The 19,628-nt window shown below is 62.5% G+C and carries 16 protein-coding genes and 1 riboswitch; of the genes, 6 read left to right on the forward strand and 10 right to left on the reverse strand.

Translation table 11 applies throughout. The annotated features are described in order from the left end of the window. The first annotated feature begins 69 nt into the window (after positions 1-69). On the forward strand, positions 70-1,383 hold the full coding sequence (aceA, locus tag KW824_RS05670) for an isocitrate lyase (protein ID WP_182788447.1): 1,314 nt from the start codon (positions 70-72) through the stop codon (positions 1,381-1,383). 92 nt (positions 1,384-1,475) lie between these two features. Here the strand turns inward: aceA and hda are convergent, their stop codons facing one another. The 3 genes from hda to upp form a co-directional block, all read right to left on the reverse strand. Next, the gene (gene hda, locus KW824_RS05675) at positions 1,476-2,177 is read right to left on the reverse strand and encodes a DnaA inactivator Hda (RefSeq protein ID WP_005331956.1); all 702 of its coding nucleotides are present in this window, start codon (positions 2,175-2,177) and stop codon (positions 1,476-1,478) included. Between the two features lie 224 nt (positions 2,178-2,401). Next, positions 2,402-3,430 carry a DUF2066 domain-containing protein gene (locus KW824_RS05680; RefSeq protein WP_139751092.1) on the reverse strand — a complete coding sequence of 343 codons (1,029 nt, stop codon included), beginning with the start codon at positions 3,428-3,430 and terminating at the stop codon, positions 2,402-2,404. A 147-nt stretch (positions 3,431-3,577) separates the two neighbouring features. Next, complete coding sequence (upp, locus tag KW824_RS05685; RefSeq protein ID WP_005302745.1) at positions 3,578-4,204, reverse strand: uracil phosphoribosyltransferase; 627 nt, start codon at positions 4,202-4,204, stop codon at positions 3,578-3,580. Between the two features lie 175 nt (positions 4,205-4,379). Here upp and purM point away from each other — a divergent pair, with 175 nt between their 5' ends. Beyond that, positions 4,380-5,417, forward strand: a complete 1,038-nt coding sequence (gene purM, locus KW824_RS05690; RefSeq protein ID WP_218409211.1) for a phosphoribosylformylglycinamidine cyclo-ligase — start codon at positions 4,380-4,382, stop codon at positions 5,415-5,417. A gap of 8 nt (positions 5,418-5,425) precedes the next feature. Further along, positions 5,426-6,064 (forward strand): phosphoribosylglycinamide formyltransferase, encoded by a 639-nt coding sequence (gene purN, locus KW824_RS05695; protein ID WP_218409212.1) that lies wholly within the window; start codon positions 5,426-5,428, stop codon positions 6,062-6,064. Between the two features lie 118 nt (positions 6,065-6,182). Here the strand turns inward: purN and KW824_RS05700 are convergent, their stop codons facing one another. The 5 genes from KW824_RS05700 to KW824_RS05720 form a co-directional block, all read right to left on the reverse strand. Next, the gene (locus tag KW824_RS05700; RefSeq protein ID WP_218409213.1) at positions 6,183-6,944 is read right to left on the reverse strand and encodes a Nif3-like dinuclear metal center hexameric protein; all 762 of its coding nucleotides are present in this window, start codon (positions 6,942-6,944) and stop codon (positions 6,183-6,185) included. A gap of 142 nt (positions 6,945-7,086) precedes the next feature. Continuing rightward, the gene (locus KW824_RS05705) at positions 7,087-8,421 is read right to left on the reverse strand and encodes a sigma-54 dependent transcriptional regulator (RefSeq protein ID WP_218409214.1); all 1,335 of its coding nucleotides are present in this window, start codon (positions 8,419-8,421) and stop codon (positions 7,087-7,089) included. A gap of 55 nt (positions 8,422-8,476) precedes the next feature. After that, positions 8,477-9,511 carry a PAS domain-containing sensor histidine kinase gene (locus tag KW824_RS05710; protein WP_043128822.1) on the reverse strand — a complete coding sequence of 345 codons (1,035 nt, stop codon included), beginning with the start codon at positions 9,509-9,511 and terminating at the stop codon, positions 8,477-8,479. 105 nt (positions 9,512-9,616) lie between these two features. Beyond that, positions 9,617-11,038 carry a sigma-54 dependent transcriptional regulator gene (locus tag KW824_RS05715; protein ID WP_218409215.1) on the reverse strand — a complete coding sequence of 474 codons (1,422 nt, stop codon included), beginning with the start codon at positions 11,036-11,038 and terminating at the stop codon, positions 9,617-9,619. 247 nt (positions 11,039-11,285) lie between these two features. Then, positions 11,286-12,131 (reverse strand): DUF2726 domain-containing protein, encoded by an 846-nt coding sequence (locus KW824_RS05720; RefSeq protein WP_218409216.1) that lies wholly within the window; start codon positions 12,129-12,131, stop codon positions 11,286-11,288. Between the two features lie 270 nt (positions 12,132-12,401). On the opposite strand from KW824_RS05720, the gene KW824_RS05725 reads away from it, so the two are divergent. From KW824_RS05725 to ppx, 3 genes are all read left to right on the forward strand, one after another. Continuing rightward, positions 12,402-12,914: a glycine cleavage system protein R gene (locus tag KW824_RS05725; protein ID WP_106886366.1), complete on the forward strand. Its 513-nt coding sequence runs from the start codon at positions 12,402-12,404 to the stop codon at positions 12,912-12,914. Between the two features lie 76 nt (positions 12,915-12,990). Beyond that, positions 12,991-15,060 (forward strand): polyphosphate kinase 1, encoded by a 2,070-nt coding sequence (gene ppk1, locus KW824_RS05730; RefSeq protein WP_218409217.1) that lies wholly within the window; start codon positions 12,991-12,993, stop codon positions 15,058-15,060. Continuing rightward, entirely contained in the window at positions 15,050-16,540 is a 1,491-nt protein-coding gene (gene ppx, locus KW824_RS05735; protein WP_218409218.1) for an exopolyphosphatase, read from the forward strand. The genes ppk1 and ppx overlap by 11 nt, the downstream gene beginning before the upstream one ends. Positions 16,541-16,598: 58 nt before the next feature. Here the strand turns inward: ppx and mgtE are convergent, their stop codons facing one another. Together mgtE and flgL are read right to left on the reverse strand one after the other, a co-directional pair. Next, positions 16,599-17,942: a magnesium transporter gene (gene mgtE / locus KW824_RS05740; protein ID WP_218409219.1), complete on the reverse strand. Its 1,344-nt coding sequence runs from the start codon at positions 17,940-17,942 to the stop codon at positions 16,599-16,601. Between the two features lie 124 nt (positions 17,943-18,066). Further along, a riboswitch (M-box (ykoK) riboswitch) is annotated at positions 18,067-18,236 on the reverse strand. Between the two features lie 180 nt (positions 18,237-18,416). Next, a complete protein-coding gene (gene flgL, locus KW824_RS05745) occupies positions 18,417-19,625 on the reverse strand; it encodes a flagellar hook-associated protein FlgL (RefSeq protein ID WP_139751081.1) in 1,209 nt (402 codons plus the stop codon). Between the last annotated feature and the right edge of the window lie 3 nt (positions 19,626-19,628).

Here is a 19,628-nt window from a genome sequence, read left to right on the forward strand (position 1 = left end):
CGGGCCCCGGGCGGGGCTCGCCAATAACAAGTCAATGGAAACGTGAAATCAATGAAAGAGGGAACTGATATGGCACTGACCCGTGAGCAACAGATCCAGGCTATCGAGAAAGACTGGGCGGAAAACCCCCGCTGGAAAGGGATCAAACGCGGCTACAGCGCCGAAGACGTGGTGAACCTGCGTGGCAGCCTGCAGCCGGTGCATACCCTTGCCCAGCGCGGCGCCGACAAGCTGTGGGAGCTGATCCACGGCGGCGCCAAGAAAGGTTATGTAAACTGCCTCGGCGCCCTGACCGGCGGTCAGGCGGTGCAGCAGGCCAAGGCGGGCATCGAGGCGATCTACCTCTCCGGCTGGCAGGTGGCGGCGGACAACAACCTCTCCTCCACCATGTACCCGGATCAGTCCCTCTACCCGGCAAATTCGGTACCGTCCGTGGTGGAGCGCATCAACAACTCCTTCGCCCGCGCCGACCAGATCCAGTGGGCCAACAAGGTGGGCCCGCAGGATGCCGGCTTCATCGACTACTTCCTGCCGATCGTCGCGGATGCGGAAGCCGGTTTCGGCGGCGTGCTGAACGCTTTCGAGCTGATGAAGGGGATGATTGAAGCGGGCGCCGCCGGCGTGCACTTCGAAGATCAGCTCGCTTCCGTCAAGAAGTGCGGCCACATGGGCGGCAAGGTGCTGGTACCGAGCCAGGAAGCGGTGCAAAAGCTGATCGCAGCCCGTCTGGCGGCCGACGTCTGCGGCACCACCACCCTGGTGATCGCCCGTACCGATGCCAACGCCGCCGACCTGCTGACCACGGACGCCGATCCCTACGATGCCGGTTTCCTGACCGGTGAGCGCACCGCCGAGGGCTTCTACAAGGTGCAGGCCGGTATCGAGCAGGCCATCTCCCGTGGTCTGGCTTACGCCCCTTATGCCGACATGGTGTGGTGCGAGACCGCCAAGCCGGATCTGGACGAGGCGCGTCAATTTGCCGAGGCCATCAAGGCCCAGTACCCGGACAAGATCCTGGCCTACAACTGCTCCCCGAGCTTCAACTGGAAGAAGAACCTGGACGATGCCACCATCGCCCGCTTCCAGCAGGAGCTCTCCGACATGGGCTACAAGTACCAGTTCATCACCCTCGCGGGCATCCACAACATGTGGTTCCACATGTACGAGCTGGCCTACCAGTACGCCCGCGGCGAAGGGATGAAGCACTATGTCGAAATGGTGCAGCAGCCGGAGTTCGCCGCTGCCGAGCGTGGCTACACCTTCGTGGCGCACCAGCAGGAAGTGGGCACCGGCTACTTCGACAAGGTGACCACCGTCATTCAGGGTGGCCAATCCTCGGTGACCGCCCTGACCGGTTCCACCGAAGAAGATCAGTTCCACTGATAGGCAGTGCCCCTTGAAATGACAAAACCCCGGCCATCAGCCGGGGTTTCTTTTTGTCTGTTTTTCACGGCAAGCGAACAAACTCCACAGGACTACAACTCGAGGATCTCTTTGACAAAGGGGATGGTGAGCTTGCGTTTGGCGCGAAAGGAGGCGTTGTCAAGCTGATTGAGAGTGGCGAGCAAGGTGCGCATGTCGCGGGACAAGCGGTTGAGCAGGAAGCGACCCACGTCGATGGGCAGTTTGAAGCCCCGCAGCTCGGCACGCAGCTGCAGGGCACTGAGCTTGCCTTCGTCATCGAGCTCGTCGAGATGGAAACTCACACCCCAATCCAGGCGGGAGGCGAGATCCGGCAGTTGCAGACCCAGCTTGCGTGGGGCGCTGCACCCCGTCACCACCAGGGTGCCCTCGCCTTTCTCTTTCCAGCGATTGTAAAAATCGAACAGGGCCCGCTCCCACACGGTATTGCCGGCAATGGCTTCGAGACTGTCGAGACAGACCAGCGGCAGGCTTTCAAGGGCGTCGAGCATGCTGGGATCCAGTTGCTCGAACTGATCGAGGGAGAGATAGGCGGCAGCGGCGTCGCGGGCATTGACCTCGGCGCAGGTAGCGTGCAGCAGGTGGGAGCGTCCGGAGCCCTTGGCTCCCCAGAAATAGAGGAAAGGAGCGCCCTGACCGATGGCCGCATTCTTGAGGGCGGTGATCAGATGGGCGTTGTTGCCGGGATAGAAACTGACGAAGGTTTCATCATCCGGTAATTGTACGGCTAAAGACAGTTGGGCCGGTTGCTTCACTCGTTGGGCTTTGACTGTGATATTTGCGCCCAAGTGTATCATTGCAATGGCAGATAGAGAACCGCCCGGGTCATGCCGGGCGGTTGGGATAAGCAGAAAGCGTCAGGGCTGCGACCATTGATAACGCAGACCGCTCTCGTTGTCTTCGATCTAGCACTGCTGGCTCTCGAGCTGGAGAACCGCACAGACTCTTCATGCCGGGCGGTTGGGATAAGCAGAAAGCGTCAGGGCTGCGACCACTGGTAACGCAGACCGCTCTCGTTGTCTTCGATCTGGTGCAGGCGACTCTCCAGTTGCAGGCCCCTTACCAGCTCAGCCTTGTCTCCCTGAAGCGACAGGTTGAAGGTGACCTTGTCCCCCTCCAGCTTGCCGATCGCCACCTTGGTGACGCTGGCCATGCCCTGCAGCATCTTCTGTATCTGGATCATGCCATCGATGCCGGCAAGCCCCTCCACCACCAGAGTCTGGCTGGAGGCGACCCCGGACAGGCGAGTGCCGTACTGTTGTACCAGCCAGCCCGCCAGGGTATCGGCCATGCCCTGCGCCACCTCGGCCTGGGTGCCTGAGCCGGCCCCCTTGGTCAGCTCGGTCAATTCTGCGCCGCCCTGGGCTCCCGGCTTGGTGCCATAGAGCCCCCAGTCGATGCTCCACTTCTCCCCTTCCGGCGTCAGCTTGCCCAGCACCACCATCTCGGCGCCATAGCGCTCGCTCGCCTTGAGGATGGGGTCGGCGAAACGGCCCCAGACATCGGTGGCGCTGACCGCCATGTTGTCATCGAGATCCATCAGCGGGATGCTGACCGGCAATCCCATGGCCTGGGCCTGGCCGCGCAGGGCGGCGGACCAGCCGTCGCTGGACTGATCCGGCAATATGCGGCGCTCCCCTTCATCTATTACCAGCCAGAGTGCCATTTGCGGGCGGACGGGCCCGAGCAGGGGGAACTTGCTCTGGCCTACCAGGGCATTGACCTTGGCCACATTGAAATCGGCCTTGAGAAACTTGACCGGTCCCACATCCTGATAGCCGTAGTGCTGCACATAGTCACCGGGCGCCGCCAGCGCCTTGGCCACCTCGGGCTGGGTGAGGATGTCGCGCCTGCCGGTCACCTTGACGAGTACCTCCCCCAGTGCCTGGGACTGGGCGGCCGTCATGTCGCCGCTGGTCGGCGCCTTGCCCTGATAGAGGTCGGTCACCTGGGCAGCCGACACCACGAGTGGCAGACAGCAGAGGAGAGTCGCTAAGCGTTTCAGCATAAAGAAGATTCTCGAAATGGGGGATGCTGCTTATGGTAGCGGCAAGGCACGCATGGCAGCAAGCCGGAGGGCGGGATAAACGACGGAGCCGGCAAGGTGCCGGCTCCGTTTGCGCTCTTTCAGAGAGAGCAGCTATGGCGTCAGGGGTTACTTGGTGCCGAAGATCTTGTCGCCGGCATCGCCCAGACCCGGGACTATGTAGCCCTTCTCGTTCAGCCCCTGATCGATGGAGGCGCAGAACAGCTCCACGTCGGGGTGAGCGGCTTCCAGCGCCTTGATCCCTTCTGGAGCGGCAACCAGCACCAGCACCTTGATGGACTGGCAGCCTTTCTTCTTCAGCAGATCGATGGTGGCAATCATGGAGCCACCGGTGGCCAGCATGGGGTCGATGACCAGGGCCAGACGCTCTTCGATGTTGCTGACGATCTTCTCAAAATAGGGAACCGGCTGCAGGGTCTCTTCATCACGGTAGATGCCGACCACGCTGACGCGGGCACTCGGCATGTGCTCGAGCACACCATCCATCATGCCAAGACCGGCGCGCAGGATAGGCACGACGGTGACCTTCTTGCCCTTGATCTGGTCAACTTCCACTGGCCCGTTCCAGCCATCGATGGTAACTTTCTCGGTTTCGAAGTCAGAGGTCGCTTCGTAGGTCAACAAACTGCCCACTTCCTTGGCCAGTTCACGGAAACGCTTGGTGCTGATGTCGCCTTCGCGCATCAGACCGATCTTGTGCTTGACCAGGGGGTGTTTGACTTCAACGACTTTCATTATTATCTCCTCGAACCGGCGCCAAAAAATCGCGGAATCATACAACAAAAGCCGCGGCTTGTAGAGCTTTTCCACGCAAAAACGCGCAAACGATTTTCTTTCTGCTTTTACCCGCCCACTGGTAGAATACGCCCCGAATTTTACCCTCCACTTCTCTATATGACGGGGAATACGCGTGACTGACAAAACCTCACTGAGCTACAAGGATGCTGGCGTAGATATCGATGCCGGCAATGCACTGGTTGAACGTATCAAGGGCGTGTCAAAGCGCACTCGTCGTCCTGAAGTCCTTGGTGGTCTTGGCGGCTTTGGGGCCCTGTGTCAAATCCCTGCTGGCTACAAGGAGCCGGTACTGGTCTCCGGTACCGACGGTGTGGGCACCAAGCTGCGTCTGGCCATCGATCTGAAGAAGCACGATACCGTGGGCATCGATCTGGTGGCCATGTGCGTCAATGACCTCATCGTGCAAGGCGCCGAGCCCCTGTTCTTCCTCGACTACTATGCCACCGGCAAGCTGGATGTGGACACCGCCGCCGCCGTGGTCACCGGCATAGGTGCAGGCTGCGAGCAGTCCGGCTGCGCCCTGGTGGGCGGCGAGACCGCCGAAATGCCTGGCATGTATGAAGGGGAAGACTACGACATCGCCGGTTTCTGCGTCGGTGTGGTGGAGAAGAGCGAGATCATCGACGGCAGCAAGGTCGGCGAAGGGGATGCCCTGATCGCCCTGGCCGCAAGCGGTCCCCACTCCAACGGCTTCTCCCTGGTGCGCAAGATCCTGGAAGTCTCCAAGGCCGATGTGCATCAGCCGCTGGGTGAGACCACCCTGGCCAACGCCCTGCTGGAGCCGACCCGCATCTATGTGAAGCCGGTGCTCAAGCTCATCAAGGAGTGCGAGATCCACGCCCTGTCCCACATCACGGGTGGCGGCTTCTGGGAGAACATCCCCCGCGTGCTGCCCGCCAATACCCAGGCGGTGATCGACGAGCAGAGCTGGCAGTGGCCGGCGGTGTTCAGCTGGCTGCAGCAGGCTGGCAACGTCACCCGTCACGAGATGTACCGCACCTTCAACTGCGGTGTCGGCATGATCATTGCCCTGCCGGCGGATCAGCTGGACAAGGCGCTGGCCCTGCTCAAGGCCGAAGGCGAGAACGCCTGGCACATAGGCCACATCGCCAAGGCGGCCGATGGCGAAGAACAAGTCATCATAAAATGACCTCCCCCATGAAACGGATCCTGGTGCTGATCTCCGGCAACGGCAGCAACCTGCAGACCATTCTCGACCACTGCGCCAGCGGCAAGGTTGCCGGTGAGGTGGTCGGCGTCATCAGCAACAGGGCCGATGCCTATGGTCTGGTTCGCGCCAAAGAAGCCGGAGTAGCGACAGCCATCCTGGCCCAGCAGCAGTTTGCCAGCCGGGCGGAGTATGACGTCGCCCTGCTGGCGCTGATGGCGGACTATCAGCCGGATCTGGTGGTGCTGGCCGGCTTTATGCGGATCCTGAGCGCCGATCTGGTGCGTCACTTCGCCGGGCGGATGATCAACATCCACCCCTCGTTGCTGCCGAAATACCAGGGGCTGCACACCCACCAGCGCGCCATCGACGATGGGGAGCGCGAGCACGGCGCCAGCGTCCACTTCGTCACCGAGGAGCTGGATGGCGGCCCTGTGATCCTGCAGGCTCGCGTCCCCATCTTCGAAGGGGACAGTGCCGACGAGGTGGCTGCCCGGGTGCAGGTCCAGGAACACAGCATCTACCCCCTGGTGGTGCAGTGGTTCTGCGAGGGACGGCTCAAGATGCAGGAGGGTGCCGCCCTCTTGGATGGCGCCGAACTCGGCCCGGCGGGTTATGCCAGCGAGTAACCGCTGCTCGCTGCATGCAAAATGTAACAAGGGAGGCTTTGGCCTCCCTTGTCATTTCTATCTACCAGCGCAACTGCTGCTGTCACGTCCGATTACCCCGCTATGCGGCTAATCAAACCTAGACCGGGTTGTCGATATCGATAAAGGTTACTTCCAGCCCGTGCACGGTGGCGAGCCACTCCCCCAGCGCCTTGACGCCGTAACGCTCGGTGGCGTGATGACCGGCTGCGTAGAAGTGCATGCCCATCTCGCGAGCGGTGTGAATGGTCTGCTCGGAAGCCTCACCCGAAATGAAGGCATCGATCCCCTGCTCGGCAGCCTGGCTGATGTAGCTCTGGCCGCCGCCGGTGCACCAGGCCACGGAGCGAATAAGCTCGGGGCCGCTGTCGCCGCAATGGAGCGGCTCACGGCCGAGTCGCTCGGCAATCAGCTTGGCAAAGTCGGCTCCGCTCATGGGCTCTTCCAGCTTGCCCACCATGGCGACGCTCTTGCTGTTCCAGGGCTCCAGGCCGCGGCGCACCTTGATGCCGAGCAGCTTGGCGAGCTGGGCGTTGTTGCCCACCTCGGGGTGCACGTCCAGCGGCAGGTGGTAGGAGAAGAGGTTGATGTCGTGGGTCAGCAGGGTCTTGAGACGGCGCTGCTTCATGCCGGTGATCTGGGGCGGTTCCCCGCTCCAGAAGTAGCCGTGATGGACCAGGATGGCATCGGCATCCAGGGCCACGGCCGCATCGATCAGGGCCTGGCTGGCGGTGACGCCGGTGACCACCCGGCGAATGCGCTCGCGCCCCTCCACCTGCAACCCGTTGGGACAGTAGTCCTTGATGGCATGAGGCTCGAGCAGGTGATTGAGCACGGTTTCCAGTTTGCGATGAGAGATCATAGGAGTCCCTTGTAAAGGCGCTGCTCCCCCTTGTCTGCGATCAGGCTCTTGTCTGCAGTCACAACGGGGCCCAGGCTCATGATGCCGAGGGCCCCATGATAATCGAGCCGGGCCGGCAAGGCCATGACACCGGCAACAGGTGCTAGGCGGGCAGCTCTATGCCGGCGTCACGCATCTGGGCCAGCTTGTAGCGCAGGGTGCGCGGGCTGATGCCGAGCTTGTCGGCCACCTCCTTGCGGCTGCCGTTGCACTCCTGCAGGGTGTCCAGGATGATCTGGTGCTCCTGCTGCTTGAGCTCGCCGCCGAGCCCCTCCCCCGACAGACGCTCGAGGGGGCGCACCAGCTCCTCGTCCGTCTCCTCCAGGATCAGATGCTCGCAATCGATGAGACCTTCGGGGCAGAGGATCAGGGCCCGTTGTACCACGTTGTCCAGCTCGCGCACGTTGCCGGGCCAGGGGTGGGTCAGCAGGCGCTCGCGCGCCGCATCGGCCAGCTGCGGTGTCGGCAGCCCCTGCTGACTGGCATGGAGCGCCAGCAGGTGCTCCGCCAGGGGCAGTATGTCGCCGGGCCGCTCCCAGAGGGAGGTCCAGCGCAGGGGGAAGACGTTGAGACGGTAGTAGAGATCTTCGCGAAACAGGCCGTCCTGCACCGCTTTCTTCAGATCCCGGTTGCTGGTGGCGATGACCCTCACGTCCAGCGGGATCATCTTGCGGCTGCCGAGCCGCTCCACCTCTTTTTCCTGCAGCACCCGCAGCAGCTTGGCCTGCAGACCGAGATCCATCTCGGTGATCTCGTCGAGCAGCAGGGTGCCGCCCTGGGCCTGCTCGAACTTGCCTGGGCACCCCTGCACGGCGCCGGTGAAGGCCCCCTTCTCGTAACCGAACAGGGTCGCCTCCAGCATGTTCTCCGGAATGGCGGCGCAGTTGATGGCGACGAAGGCCTGCTCGGCGCGGCTGGAGTTGTCGTGGATGTAGCGGGCCAGCACCTCTTTGCCCGTCCCGCTCGGGCCCGTCACCATCACGGTGGCCTCGCTTCTGGCGACCCGGGTCGCTAGCTGGAACAGCTCGGCGGTCTTGGGATCGCCATAGACCACGGCGCGTTTCTCTACCTTCTGGGCCGGCACGTAACGGCTGACCTGGTTGAGCAGCACCTCGGGGGAAAACGGCTTGGCCAGATAGTCGATGGCCCCTTCCCGCATGGCGCGCACGGCCCCGTCGATGTTGGCGTAGGCGGTCATCAGGAGCACAGGCACCTGGGGATATTGCTGGCGGATGTTGGCCAGCAGGGTGAGGCCGTCCATGCCTCCCATCTGGATGTCAGAGATCACCATGTCGAAGCGTTGGCGAGAGAGCGCCAGCAGGGCCCGCTCGCCGCTGTCCACCTCGCGGCACTCGTAACCGCCGAGCAGCAGGGTATCCACCAGCGCCTCGCGCAGACCGTTGTCGTCTTCCACCACCAGAATACGGGCCTGGGTCATGCCACACCTCCAACCACGGGCCCGCAGGCCTTGCACCACAGGGACAAGATGGGATTCATGCTACACCTCCAAGCTGCACCGCTTGCTGATGCAGGGGGAACGACAGGGTAAAACAGGTTCCTTCTCCGGGCACCGAGGCCACGCTGACCTCCCCCTGATGGGCACGCACCACGGATTGCACCACGGCAAGCCCGAGGCCTGTGCCCTGGGAGCGGGTGGTGAAGAAGGGTTCGAAGATCTGGTTGAGCAACTGGGCAGGCATCCCCTTGCCATTGTCGAGGACGCGCATCTCCACCCGGTTGCCGCTGCGCACCGCGCTCACCAAGAGCGAATCGGCCCCGGCCTGTCTGGCGTTGGCGATCAGGTTGTTGATGGCACCGGCCAGCGCACTGCTGTTGGCGAGCAGACAGAGATCCGGCTCAGGCGCCTCCATGTGCAGCGCGCAGCCCTGCTGCTGGCAGAAGGCCTCGGCACCGGCCTGCACTTCCGCCAGCAGCCCCTGTACCGAGACAGGGGCCACCACCTGGTTGTCGCCGTTGCGGGCAAACAGCAGGATGTCGTTTATCTGCTTCTCGAGATCCTGCAAGCGAGCCATCAACTTTTGCTGGAACTGGGTGCGGGATTCCGGTTTCAGGGTGCGGTTGGCGAGGTTGGCCGCATAGAGCATGGCGGCGGAGAGAGGGGTGCGGATCTGGTGCGCCAGAGAGGCCGCCATGTTGCCCAGGGCCGACAACCGTTTCATATGGTTGACCCTGTCCTGCAACTGGCGCGTCTCGGTGAGATCCGTGATGAACACCAGCTGGCCGGGCTGATCCGGCAGCGGCTGGGTGGAGAGTTGCACCCGGCGACCGTCCCGCAGGGAGATCTCATGTCCATCGTCTTCCCTGGGCTGGAAACAGCGGGCGATGATCTGGCGCCAGGCCTGCCCCTCCAGCGGCTCCCCCAGCAGGGTCAGGGCAGCCGGGTTGGCGCGAGTGATCCGCCCCTCCCCGTCGAGCAGCAGCACGCCGGTCGGCAGTGCCGTGAAGATGGCATAAAGCTGACTCACTTCGTGTGACTGGAGCGGATTGTCCTGCTGCGAGATTGTCATAATGCTGACCTCAAACTGGCGATTGGGTCAGCTTATTCAATTTCCATGCCAGTAAATTATTTGTTATATATCAATGCATTGACTGTGGCCGTCAAAGCATTGACCTCAGTTGTCCTTGCTCATGCCGTATTTTTTCATCTTCTCCACCAGGGTGGTGCGGCGCATGCTCAGCAGGTCGGCGGCGCGGGCCACCACTCCATCCTGGGACTCCAGGGCCTGGCGGATCAACTCCACCTCGAGATCCGCCAGCATCTCCTTGAGATTGAGCCCCTCCTGGGGCAGTTGCATGGGCAGCGGCGCGGCAAGGCCGGGATCCAGCACTGGGGGCGTCTGGAACACGGCGGCCAAGGCATCCCGCTCGTCCATCTCGGTGAGCCGCTCGTCCCTGGGCTCGCTTGGCAGCAGACGGTAGCGGCCCGGCAAGTCGGCCACGTCGATGATCTGGTTCGGGTAGAGGATCAGCAGCCGCTCGATGAGGTTCGACAATTCGCGGACGTTGCCAGGCCAGGGGTACTGCATCAGGGACTCCATGGCACGCTGGGTAAGGCGGATGATCCCCCTGTGCTGCTCCCCGTGGCGGTTGAGCAGCTCCTGCAAAAGCAGGGGAATATCGTCGCAGCGCTCGCGCAGGGGCGGCGTCTCGATGGGGAATACGTTGAGGCGATAGTAGAGATCTTCGCGAAAACCCTGGGTGCGGATCATCGCCTCCAGATCCCGGTGGGTCGCCGCTATGATACGCACATCGGCCTGGATGGGCTTGCCGCCACCGACCCTGTCGAACAGTCGCTCCTGCAGCACCCGCAGCAGCTTGACCTGCATCGGCAGCGGCATGTCACCGATCTCGTCGAGGAACAGGGTACCCCCCTGGGCCAGCTCGAAGCGGCCGCGACGGGCGGCGATGGCGCCGGTGAAGGCCCCTTTCTCGTGGCCGAACAACTCGCTCTCCAGGAGCTCCGCCGGAATGGCGCCGCAGTTGATGGGCACGAAGGGGCCGGCGCTGCGGGCAGAGAGCTCGTGGATGGCGCGGGCCACCACCTCCTTGCCGGTCCCGGATTCCCCCAGGATCAGCACGTTGGCGTCTGTCTGTGCCACCTGGCCGATGAGGCGGCGCACCTCCTGGATCCCCCGCCCCTTGCCCACCAGCAGTCGCAACAGGGTCTGGCCCTTGTCGTGCACTTGCTGGCGGGGATGGAGGGAGATGAAGGCCTGACAGAAGTGCAGGTGGCGCGTCAGGGACTCATAGGTATAGGGCTCGTCGCTGCCACCGATGAAGTTGCTGTTGGGGTGATCCGCCTGCATCAGGGAGAGGAACGGGATGCGGGGGAAGGCGGCCAGCAGCTCGCCGAGGGAGCGCTCAAGCAGCTTGCCCGTCAGGACCCCTTGCAGCGGGCCGGAAGTCTCGATGGCCACATCCAGATCGGCTTCCACCACCTCCTGCCAGGGGATCCCCATGAAGGAGAGCACAGTTCCCAGTTGCTGACGCCGCTGTTCATCGGCATCAACGATCAACACCCCCATAGCCATCATATTTATCTTCCTTACACACCTGACGCCAAGTTATTGTTTTTTAAGTGCTTATGATAATGAGCTATGCACTGTGTTATAGGGTGCACAAAGTGCCAAAATTCTGGCGGTTTGTCAAAACTTGTCGTGCTTGGCGCGGCCCGGGCGGGATGGGGATCACACTCGGACAGCCGCTGTCGGCCAGGCGCCCGGGGTGGAACGCGGTGCAGGAGAGGCAAGACGCCGACCGCAGCCGGCGCCAGAGCGGGGATCAGTGCCTGGCCTGCTCCTGGGGGGCGGCGTAACGGCACTCGGGGAAACGGCTGCAGGCCAGAAACAGACGGCCGGCATGGGGACCCTTCTTCGCTTCCCGGGCCACCAGAGGCGCCGCGCAGCGGGGGCAATGGGGCACAGAGGCGGAGGCCTCCTCCTCTTCATCCGGACCGATGAAGGGATTGTCCATCGGTACCGGTTCCTGCTCGTCAGGCTGGGGCGGCTCGGCCTGTGGCGACCTGGACATGCGCCCCCCGTGGTGGGATGCACTCAAGTCCACCCCGTCGAGCAGCAAGGGATTGAAGGTCGGCTCGCGACGCTCCCCCGGCAACAGATCCTCCACCGGGAGACTCGTCTTGACCAGCAGGGGCAATAACTGCTCGCGCAGCTCGTCGACCTGGTAATGGCTGCTGGCCGGGATCTGCAGCAGAGGCAAGCCCGCACTGTCACAGGCGGACTTCAGGAAGAGATCCCGCACCTTGCGCTTTTGGTGGCGATGGGCGCTGTCATCGAGTTCGACGGCGCACAGGAAGGAGAGATCCGTCGGGTGGCAGAGCAGATAGTCAAAGCGCTTGGCGCTGATCATGTCGAACGCCTGCTGCCATTTGCCTTTGCCCAGCCGCGCCTGCGGGGTCAGTACATCCGCCACCCTGACCTTGGCAAAGACCCGGGCCTGGTCGCCGACCGCCAGATCCAGCACCCCGAGGAAGGCGCGCTCCGCCGGGCTGAACAGGGTCTCCTGCAGCTCATAGGGCTCGGCCTTGCCCCTCTTGCTCCTGCGCCAGAGGATCACCAGCAGGAGCAGCACCAACAACACGGATCCCGATACGACAAGGCTATTCATAAACACATACCCCGTTCACAAGACATATCCAGTTCATCAAACACGAAGGGGCAACACTCTACCACGGGGGAACCCAGGCAGGCAGAGCTGAAATCAACGCCGTTCCGGCATTCGCGTTTTTTCACTAAATTTGCGTGAGGCGGGCTTCATATGGCCTGTCGCAGCAGGCACAATGCTAGAGCCTATGGACGTTTCGGCGCACAGAAGATACCGCAACGGTCGCGGCGAAACGTCAACTGACCCCAAGCAGTCCCATTCAAGGAGAGCAGGATGCAAAAGCAATTGGTCGTCACCGTGATCGGCGCAGACAAGCCCGGCATCGTCGAGAGCCTGGCCGACACCATCACCCGTCAGCAGGGCAACTGGCTGGCCAGCTCCATGAGCGAACTGGCGGGGCAATTTGCCGGCATTTTGCACGTCGCCGTGCCGGATGAACACTATCGCAGCCTGTGCGAGGCGCTGGTGATGCTGCCGGGTCTCACCGTGAGCTTCGCCGAAGGCCAGCTCAGCCCCGAGCCCGCCCACCAGCTGATGCTGAGCGTCACCGGCAACGACAGACCGGGCATAGTGCACGAGGTAGCCAGCATTCTGCGCCAGCTCAACATCAACGTCGCCGACCTCACCACGGGATGCGAGCCCGCCCCCCACTCTGGCGCCCCCCTGTTCTATGCCCATGCTTTGGTGGCCCTGCCGCCCCAGCTCGAACTCGACGATCTGATCACCGCGCTGGAGTCCCTCTCCGACGATCTGGTGGTCGACATCGATCACGATCTGACCGAATAGCGCGGGTTGTCATAAATTTGTCATGGTTTGACGCCATAACTTCCGCGCAGACGCAACCTGAGCACAGAGGCACCAGATGAGCACCGACAGGCAGTATGAAGAGAAAGAGCTTAGCTGGCTCTCATTCAATGAACGGGTGTTGCAAGAGGCAATGGACAAGACGGTCCCCCTCATCGAGCGGGTCCGTTTTCTGGGGATCTTCTCCTCCAACCAGGACGAGTTCTTCAAGGTTCGGGTCTCGGACGTCAAGCGCCGCATCCTCATCAACGAGGTGCACGGCGGCGACGACGAGGCCAAGGTGTTGCTGCGCGCCATCCAGCAGAAGGTAATGGCGCTCGGCGAGGCGTTTGACAACACCTACAAGGAGTTGCTGATCGCCCTAGCCCGCCACAACATCTTCCTGGTGAATGAAAACCAGCTCTCCGAGGCGATCCAGCAGTGGCTGCGGGTCTTCTTCAAGGAGAAGGTGCTGCGTCATATCATCCCCATCCTCCTCAACAAGGAGGTCAACCCGGTCAAGTTCCTCAAAGACGAGCACACCTATCTCGCCGTCGAGATGAAGAAGAACGGCCAGGTGATCCAGTACGCCCTGGTGGAGGTACCGACCGACGACCTGCCCCGCTTCTTCCAGCTACCGCCGGAGGGAACCCGCCGCAAGAAGCAGATCATCATCCTGGACAACGTCATCCGCTTCTGCTTGGACGAGATCTTCAAGGGCTTCTTCGACTACGACGAGATAGCGGCCTATGCGGTCAAGCTGACCCGGGATGCCGAGTACGATCTCTCCGACCAGCTGGATCTGAGCCTGGTGGACAAGATGAGTGATGGCCTGAAGCAGCGCCTCACCGCCATGCCGGTGCGCTTCGTCTACGAGCGGGAGATGCCCGCCGCCATGATAAGTTTCTTGAAGCTCAAGCTGCAGATCAGCTCCTACGACGCCATCATGCCGGGCGGGCGCTATCACAACTTCAAGGATTTCATCGGTTTCCCCAACGTGGGCCGGGACTATCTGGAAAACCCCAAGCTGCCGGCCCTGGATTGCCGTGATTTCGATGGCTTCGTCAACGCCTTCGACGCCATCACCAAGCAGGACATACTGCTCTACTACCCCTATCACAAGTTCCACCACTTCACCGAGCTGGTGCGCCAGGCGGCGTTCGATCCGGCGGTCAGCGCCATTCGCATCAATATCTACCGGGTTGCCAAGAAGTCACGGATCATCCACTCCCTCATCGACGCCGCCAACAACGGCAAGAAGGTGACAGTGGTGGTGGAGCTGCGCGCCCGCTTCGACGAGGCAGCCAACATCGACTGGGCCAATATCCTGACCGATGCGGGGGTCAAGGTGGTGTTCGGGGTGCCGAGCCTCAAGATCCACTCCAAGCTCTGCCTCATCACCCGCCATGAAAATGGCGAGGCGGTGCGCTACGCCCATATCGGCACCGGCAACTTCAACGAGAAGACCGCCAAGATCTACACCGACTTCTCCCTGCTGACCCGCCACCCGGACATCACCGCCGAGGTGGAGGGGGTGTTCGAATACATCGAGTACCCCTATAAACGTTACAAATTCAACCACCTGCTGGTCTCCCCCATCAACTGCCGTCGCCAGCTCTATCGTCTCATCGACAACGAGCTGGCCAACGCCAAGGCGGGCCAGCCCTGCGGTATCACCCTCAAGATCAACAACCTGGTGGACAGAGACCTCATCAACCGACTCTATGCCGCCGGTCAGGCCGGGGTGCCGATCCAGATGATCATCCGTGGCATGTGCGCGCTGCGTCCCGGGGTGCCTAGCCTCAGTGACAACATCCAGGTCATCAGCATCATAGACCGCTTCCTGGAGCATCCGCGGGTCATGGTGTTCCACAACAAGGGCAATCCCCAGCTGTTTATCTCCAGTGCCGACTGGATGAGCCGCAACATCGACGGCCGGATCGAGGTGGGTACCCCCATCTACGACGAGCGGCTGAAACAGCGCATCCTGGACATCCTCGATCTGCAGCTGAGCGACACCTGCAAGGCGCGGGTCATCGATGCCGACCAGAAGAACGAGTACGTGAAGCGGGGCAACCGCCGCAAGGTTCGCTCCCAGGTTGCGATTTACGACTATCTCAAACGTATCGAGTCAAACAATGGACAATAGTCTGTACGCTGCTGTCGATCTGGGGTCGAACAGCTTCCACATGGTCATCGCCCGCCTCAACGAGGGGCGGATGCAGATCGTCGATCGCATCAAGGAGCGGGTTCGCCTCGCCGAGGGGATGGATGAGCAGCGCCGCATGTCCCCGGAGGCCATGGCACGGGGGCTCGACTGCCTCGCCCTGTTCGCCGAGCGCCTCACCAACATCAAGCCGGATCAGATCCGCATCGCCGGCACCTACACATTGCGCCGTGCCAGCAATGCCCGCGACTTCGTGCGCGAGGCGGCCGAGGTGCTGAACCACCCCATCGAAATCATCAGCGGCCAGGAAGAGGCCCGCCTCATCTATCAGGGGGTCGCCCATACCCAGCACATCGAGGGCCAGGTGCTGGTGGTGGACATAGGTGGCGGCAGCACCGAACTCATCATCGGCGAGGGATTCGAACACAAGGCCCTCACCAGCCGCAAGATGGGCTGCGTCAGCTTTACCCAGAGCTTCTTTGGAAACGGCAAGCTGAGCGAGAAGGCCTTCAACAACGCAGTGCTGGAAGCGCAGCACCAGCTCGCTCCCATCATCAACCAGTACCGCAAGCTGGGCTGGCAGAGCTGTCTCGGCAGCTCGGGATCCATTCGCACAGTGCGCGACGTCCTGCAGGGGGAAGAGTGGACCGATGGCGCCATCACGCTAGCGGGACTGGAGCGGCTGAAAGAAGAGATGCTCAAGCACAAGAAGGTCGACCAGCTCAAACTCGCCGGCCTCACCGAGGAGCGCCAGGGAGTCTTTGCCGCCGCCGTGGCCATACTGCTCGGGCTCTTCACCTCATTGCCCATCGATCGGATGGAGTACTCTGACGGCGCCCTGCGCGAGGGGCTGCTCTATGAGTTCGAGGAGCGACTGCAGCACCACGACATTCGCGAGCGCACCGCGCTGGCCCTCAGCTCCCACTACCACATCGACAAGCGCCAGGCCACTCGGGTGGAGCGGAGCGTCCTCGATCTGTTCGATGCCCTGAGCGATCCCTGGGAAATGCCCATCGAGCCCTATCGCGCCATCCTCGGCTGGGCGGCGCGGCTGCACGAGATTGGCCTTGCCATCAACTACAGCGGCATCCATCGTCACTCCGCCTACATTCTGCAAAACACGGATCTGCCCGGTTTCAATCAGGACGATCAGGCCCTGCTGGCGGCCCTGGTGCGCTTCCAGCGCAAGGGGCTCAAGCTCTCCGAGCTGCCCGCCCTGCCCAACCACGACGAGCAGACGGTGCTGCGCTGCATCCGCATCCTGCGCCTCGCGGTGGCGGCCCACCACAGACGCCAGGACAACCTGCTGCCGGAGTGGCGGGTACAGGCCGCCGGGGATCAGCTGGTGGTCACCCTGCCCACCGACTGGTGCGAGGAGAACCGCCTGCTGATCCAGAACCTGGAGAAGGAGCACCGCTATTGCCAGGAGCAGGGCTGGCCCCTGCTGTTCCAGCTCGGGTGATCGTTCACCTCAAACGAAAGAAGGCAGCCGATGGCTGCCTTTCTGCTTTCTGTCGTAGTCACTGCAGCTCGGGCAGCAGCCACTTGGCGATTTCGAAATAGATGATGAGGCCGGTGCCATCCACCAGGGTGGAGATGAAGGGGGCAGAGACCACCGCCGGATCGATGCGCAGGCGACGCAGCACCATGGGGATCACCGAGGCGACCGTGGCGCTCCAGAGCACGATGGCGATGATGGTGAGGGTGACCACCATGCCGATCTCGGGGCCGACTCCCAGGCTCCAGGCCCGTACCCAGGCGGCCATCGCAATGGCGACCGAGATGAGCAGGCCGGTGGAGAGCTCCTTCTTCAACACGGTGCCGAGGTTCTTCAGGCTCACCTCCCCCACCGCCATGGCCCGCACTATGGTGGTGGTGATCTGGGTGCCGCTGTTGCCGCCGGTGCCGATGAGCAGCGGGATGAAGAAGGCCAGGGCGATGGCCGCCTCCAGCTGCTCCTCGAAGGCCCGCAGCACTGTGCCTGTGTAAGCTTCCGCCACGAACAGGATGAGCAGCCAGCCCACCCGCTTGCGCCACAGCTGCCAGGGAGTTGCCTGCAGATAGGGGGTGTCCAGGGGGGATGAGCCCCCCTGCAACTCCGCATCCTCGGTGGATTCGAGCTCCAGGATGTCGGCGGCGTCATCCACGTGGAAGACCCCCACCAGGCGCCCCTGATCCTCCACCGGCAGGGTCGAGATGTCACGATCGATCAGCAGGCGGGCGGCCAGCTCCTGATCCGCCCGGGCGTTGATCCGCACCGCCTCCCGCTCCATCAGCTCGCTCACCGGCCGCAGGGGATCGGCGATCAGCAGGGACTTGAGGGAGACGCTGCCAAGCAGGCGCTGCTCGCCGTCGACCACATAGAGCTGCTGAAATAGCTGGGCCTTGTCCCAGGCGTCGTGGATCCGCCGCTTGGCGCTCTCCACCGTGGTGCCCTGATCGACGGCCAGGTATTCGTGGCGCATGTTGGCACCGACCGACTCGCTAGGCCAATCGAGCAGGGAGGCATAGATGGCCTGCGCCTGGGTCGGGAAGCGGCTCAGCAGCCTGGTGCGATCCTGAGGGCCCAGCCTGCGCAGGATGGCCACCATCTCGCGCCGGGGAATGGCCTCCTGCAGCACGCCCACTATGCTGCCATGCAGGCGCAGCAGCAGCTGGCCTGCGCTCTCCGCCGACAGGGCGCCGAGCAGGGCGGCCCCTCGCGGCACAGGCAGGGTATCGAAGACGCAGTTGAGCTCTTCCGGGCGCAGGGTCAGCAGTTGATCGGCCCGCTGCATCGGGTCCAGGTTGTGGTCGAGCCAGCCCTGCAGGGCGGCGAGATCGAGCAGTTGATGACGGTTGAGCAGGGTGTGTGTTTTCTTCATCACAGATATCCTCATGTGATTTCAGGCAGGGCCTGAAGGCAACCGGCTCACACCGGTCGCTGTCGACAAGAAAACAGCAATTTGATTGACGAGTAACAGGCAGGAAATGACGCCGTCCGGCGTGTTTTCATCCCCACGTACCAGCTTTAGCACTGCATAACGTATCCGGCATGCCGGAAGCCACTTGGGTTGACACCTTAATCCGATGAAAACTGTCCTGATCTTGGGCGTCTCTGGACGTCGTGAGATCAGTGGCCTGTGTTTATGCAGGAGCCTCGCCTAACGAGATGCTGCGAAAAATGCGCGCCACCTGGGTGGTGCGGGCGGCATCATCGGCGCCGGGGCGGGTCGAGTCAAGGCTCGTGGGGCCCCTGGCAACGGGTTGTTACAAATTGGAGGGGAAAAGGGCCGCCCATGAAAAGAGCGCTCCCCCGGGCCTGGGCCATGGGGGAGCGTGCGATCAACGGGTAGATATCAGCGGATATAGTCGAACAGGGTCAGCTTGCTTATCTTGCTGAAGGCGAGCTGGGAGGCGCTCATGGCCGCGTCCTCCTTGGAGAGCGCCGCAATCACCTCGTACATGTCCGCCTCGGAGACCTTGGCCCGCGCCTGCTGGTTCAGGGTGCTGAGGCCATCGTTCGAGCCCATCACCTGCTCCAGGCTGTTCATCCGGCCACCCAACTCACCGAGCCCCCTGTCTATCTTGGTCCTGGCGTTGTTCATATGGGTGGTGGCATCCGCCACCGCCAGCTGGAAACCGTCCGCCGAGAGGCTGGGGTCGCGCAGGGCAGTGAGGAAGTCGGACATGCCGTTGAGCACGCTGTCGTTCTTCGGCTTGTCCAGCACGAAGGTCTGATCCGCCCCCCCTGCCGGCAGATCCAGGCTCAGCTCCAGCCCGTTGAAGGCGATCTTGTTGCCCGCGCTGTAGCCCCCGTTTTGCACGACTGTGCCGCCGCTGTCCGTGATCTCGTAAGTATCCGGCGGGCCCGCGACCGTGCTCACGGTGAACGAATTGCTGGCAAGAGAGGAGTCATAATTGTTGCGATAGAAGCTCTCGAAATTGCCCTGGTCCCCCACCCCTACCTGGATGTTGGCGCTGGTGCCACTGGCGGTGCGCCGGGTCGCCACCATCTCGAACAGATCGAAGCCGGAGTCATTGGCCGGGATCTGCACCGTGGGGGAGACCTGGATGCTGCGCTGCCCCGTGTCCCCCTGGAACACATAGTTGCCGCTCCCATCTTTCACGAAGGGCTGGGTCTTGCTCTGGTTGCCGCCGAAGATGAACTCCCCCTGAGAGTTCTTGCTGTTCATCAGATCGAACATCTGCTTTTGCAGCCCCTCCAGTTCGCTTGCGATGGCGTTGCGCTCCTCCGAGCCCATGGCCGAGCTGTTCGCCTTCTGGATCAGGGTCTGGGCGCTCAGCATGGCGTTGTTGAGGGAGGTGAGCACTGTCTCCTCGTGGCCCAGGCTGTTCTCCAGCAGGCTGCCGTTGACGCCGTACTGCTTGAAGAGATCGATCTCCTTGGTCAGCGCCATCTTCTGGCCCATGCCAGAGGGGTCTTCACCCGCCCGGGAGAACTTCTCCCCCGTCATCAGCTGTTCATAGGCGGTATTCTGACGCTCGCTCACCTTGCTCATGGAGGCAAGGTTGCGGTCGTAGATCATGTTGGTGGTGATGCGCATGGG

It is taken from the genome of Aeromonas sp. sif0611 (assembly GCF_019218845.1).
Lineage (GTDB): Bacteria > Pseudomonadota > Gammaproteobacteria > Enterobacterales > Aeromonadaceae > Aeromonas > Aeromonas media.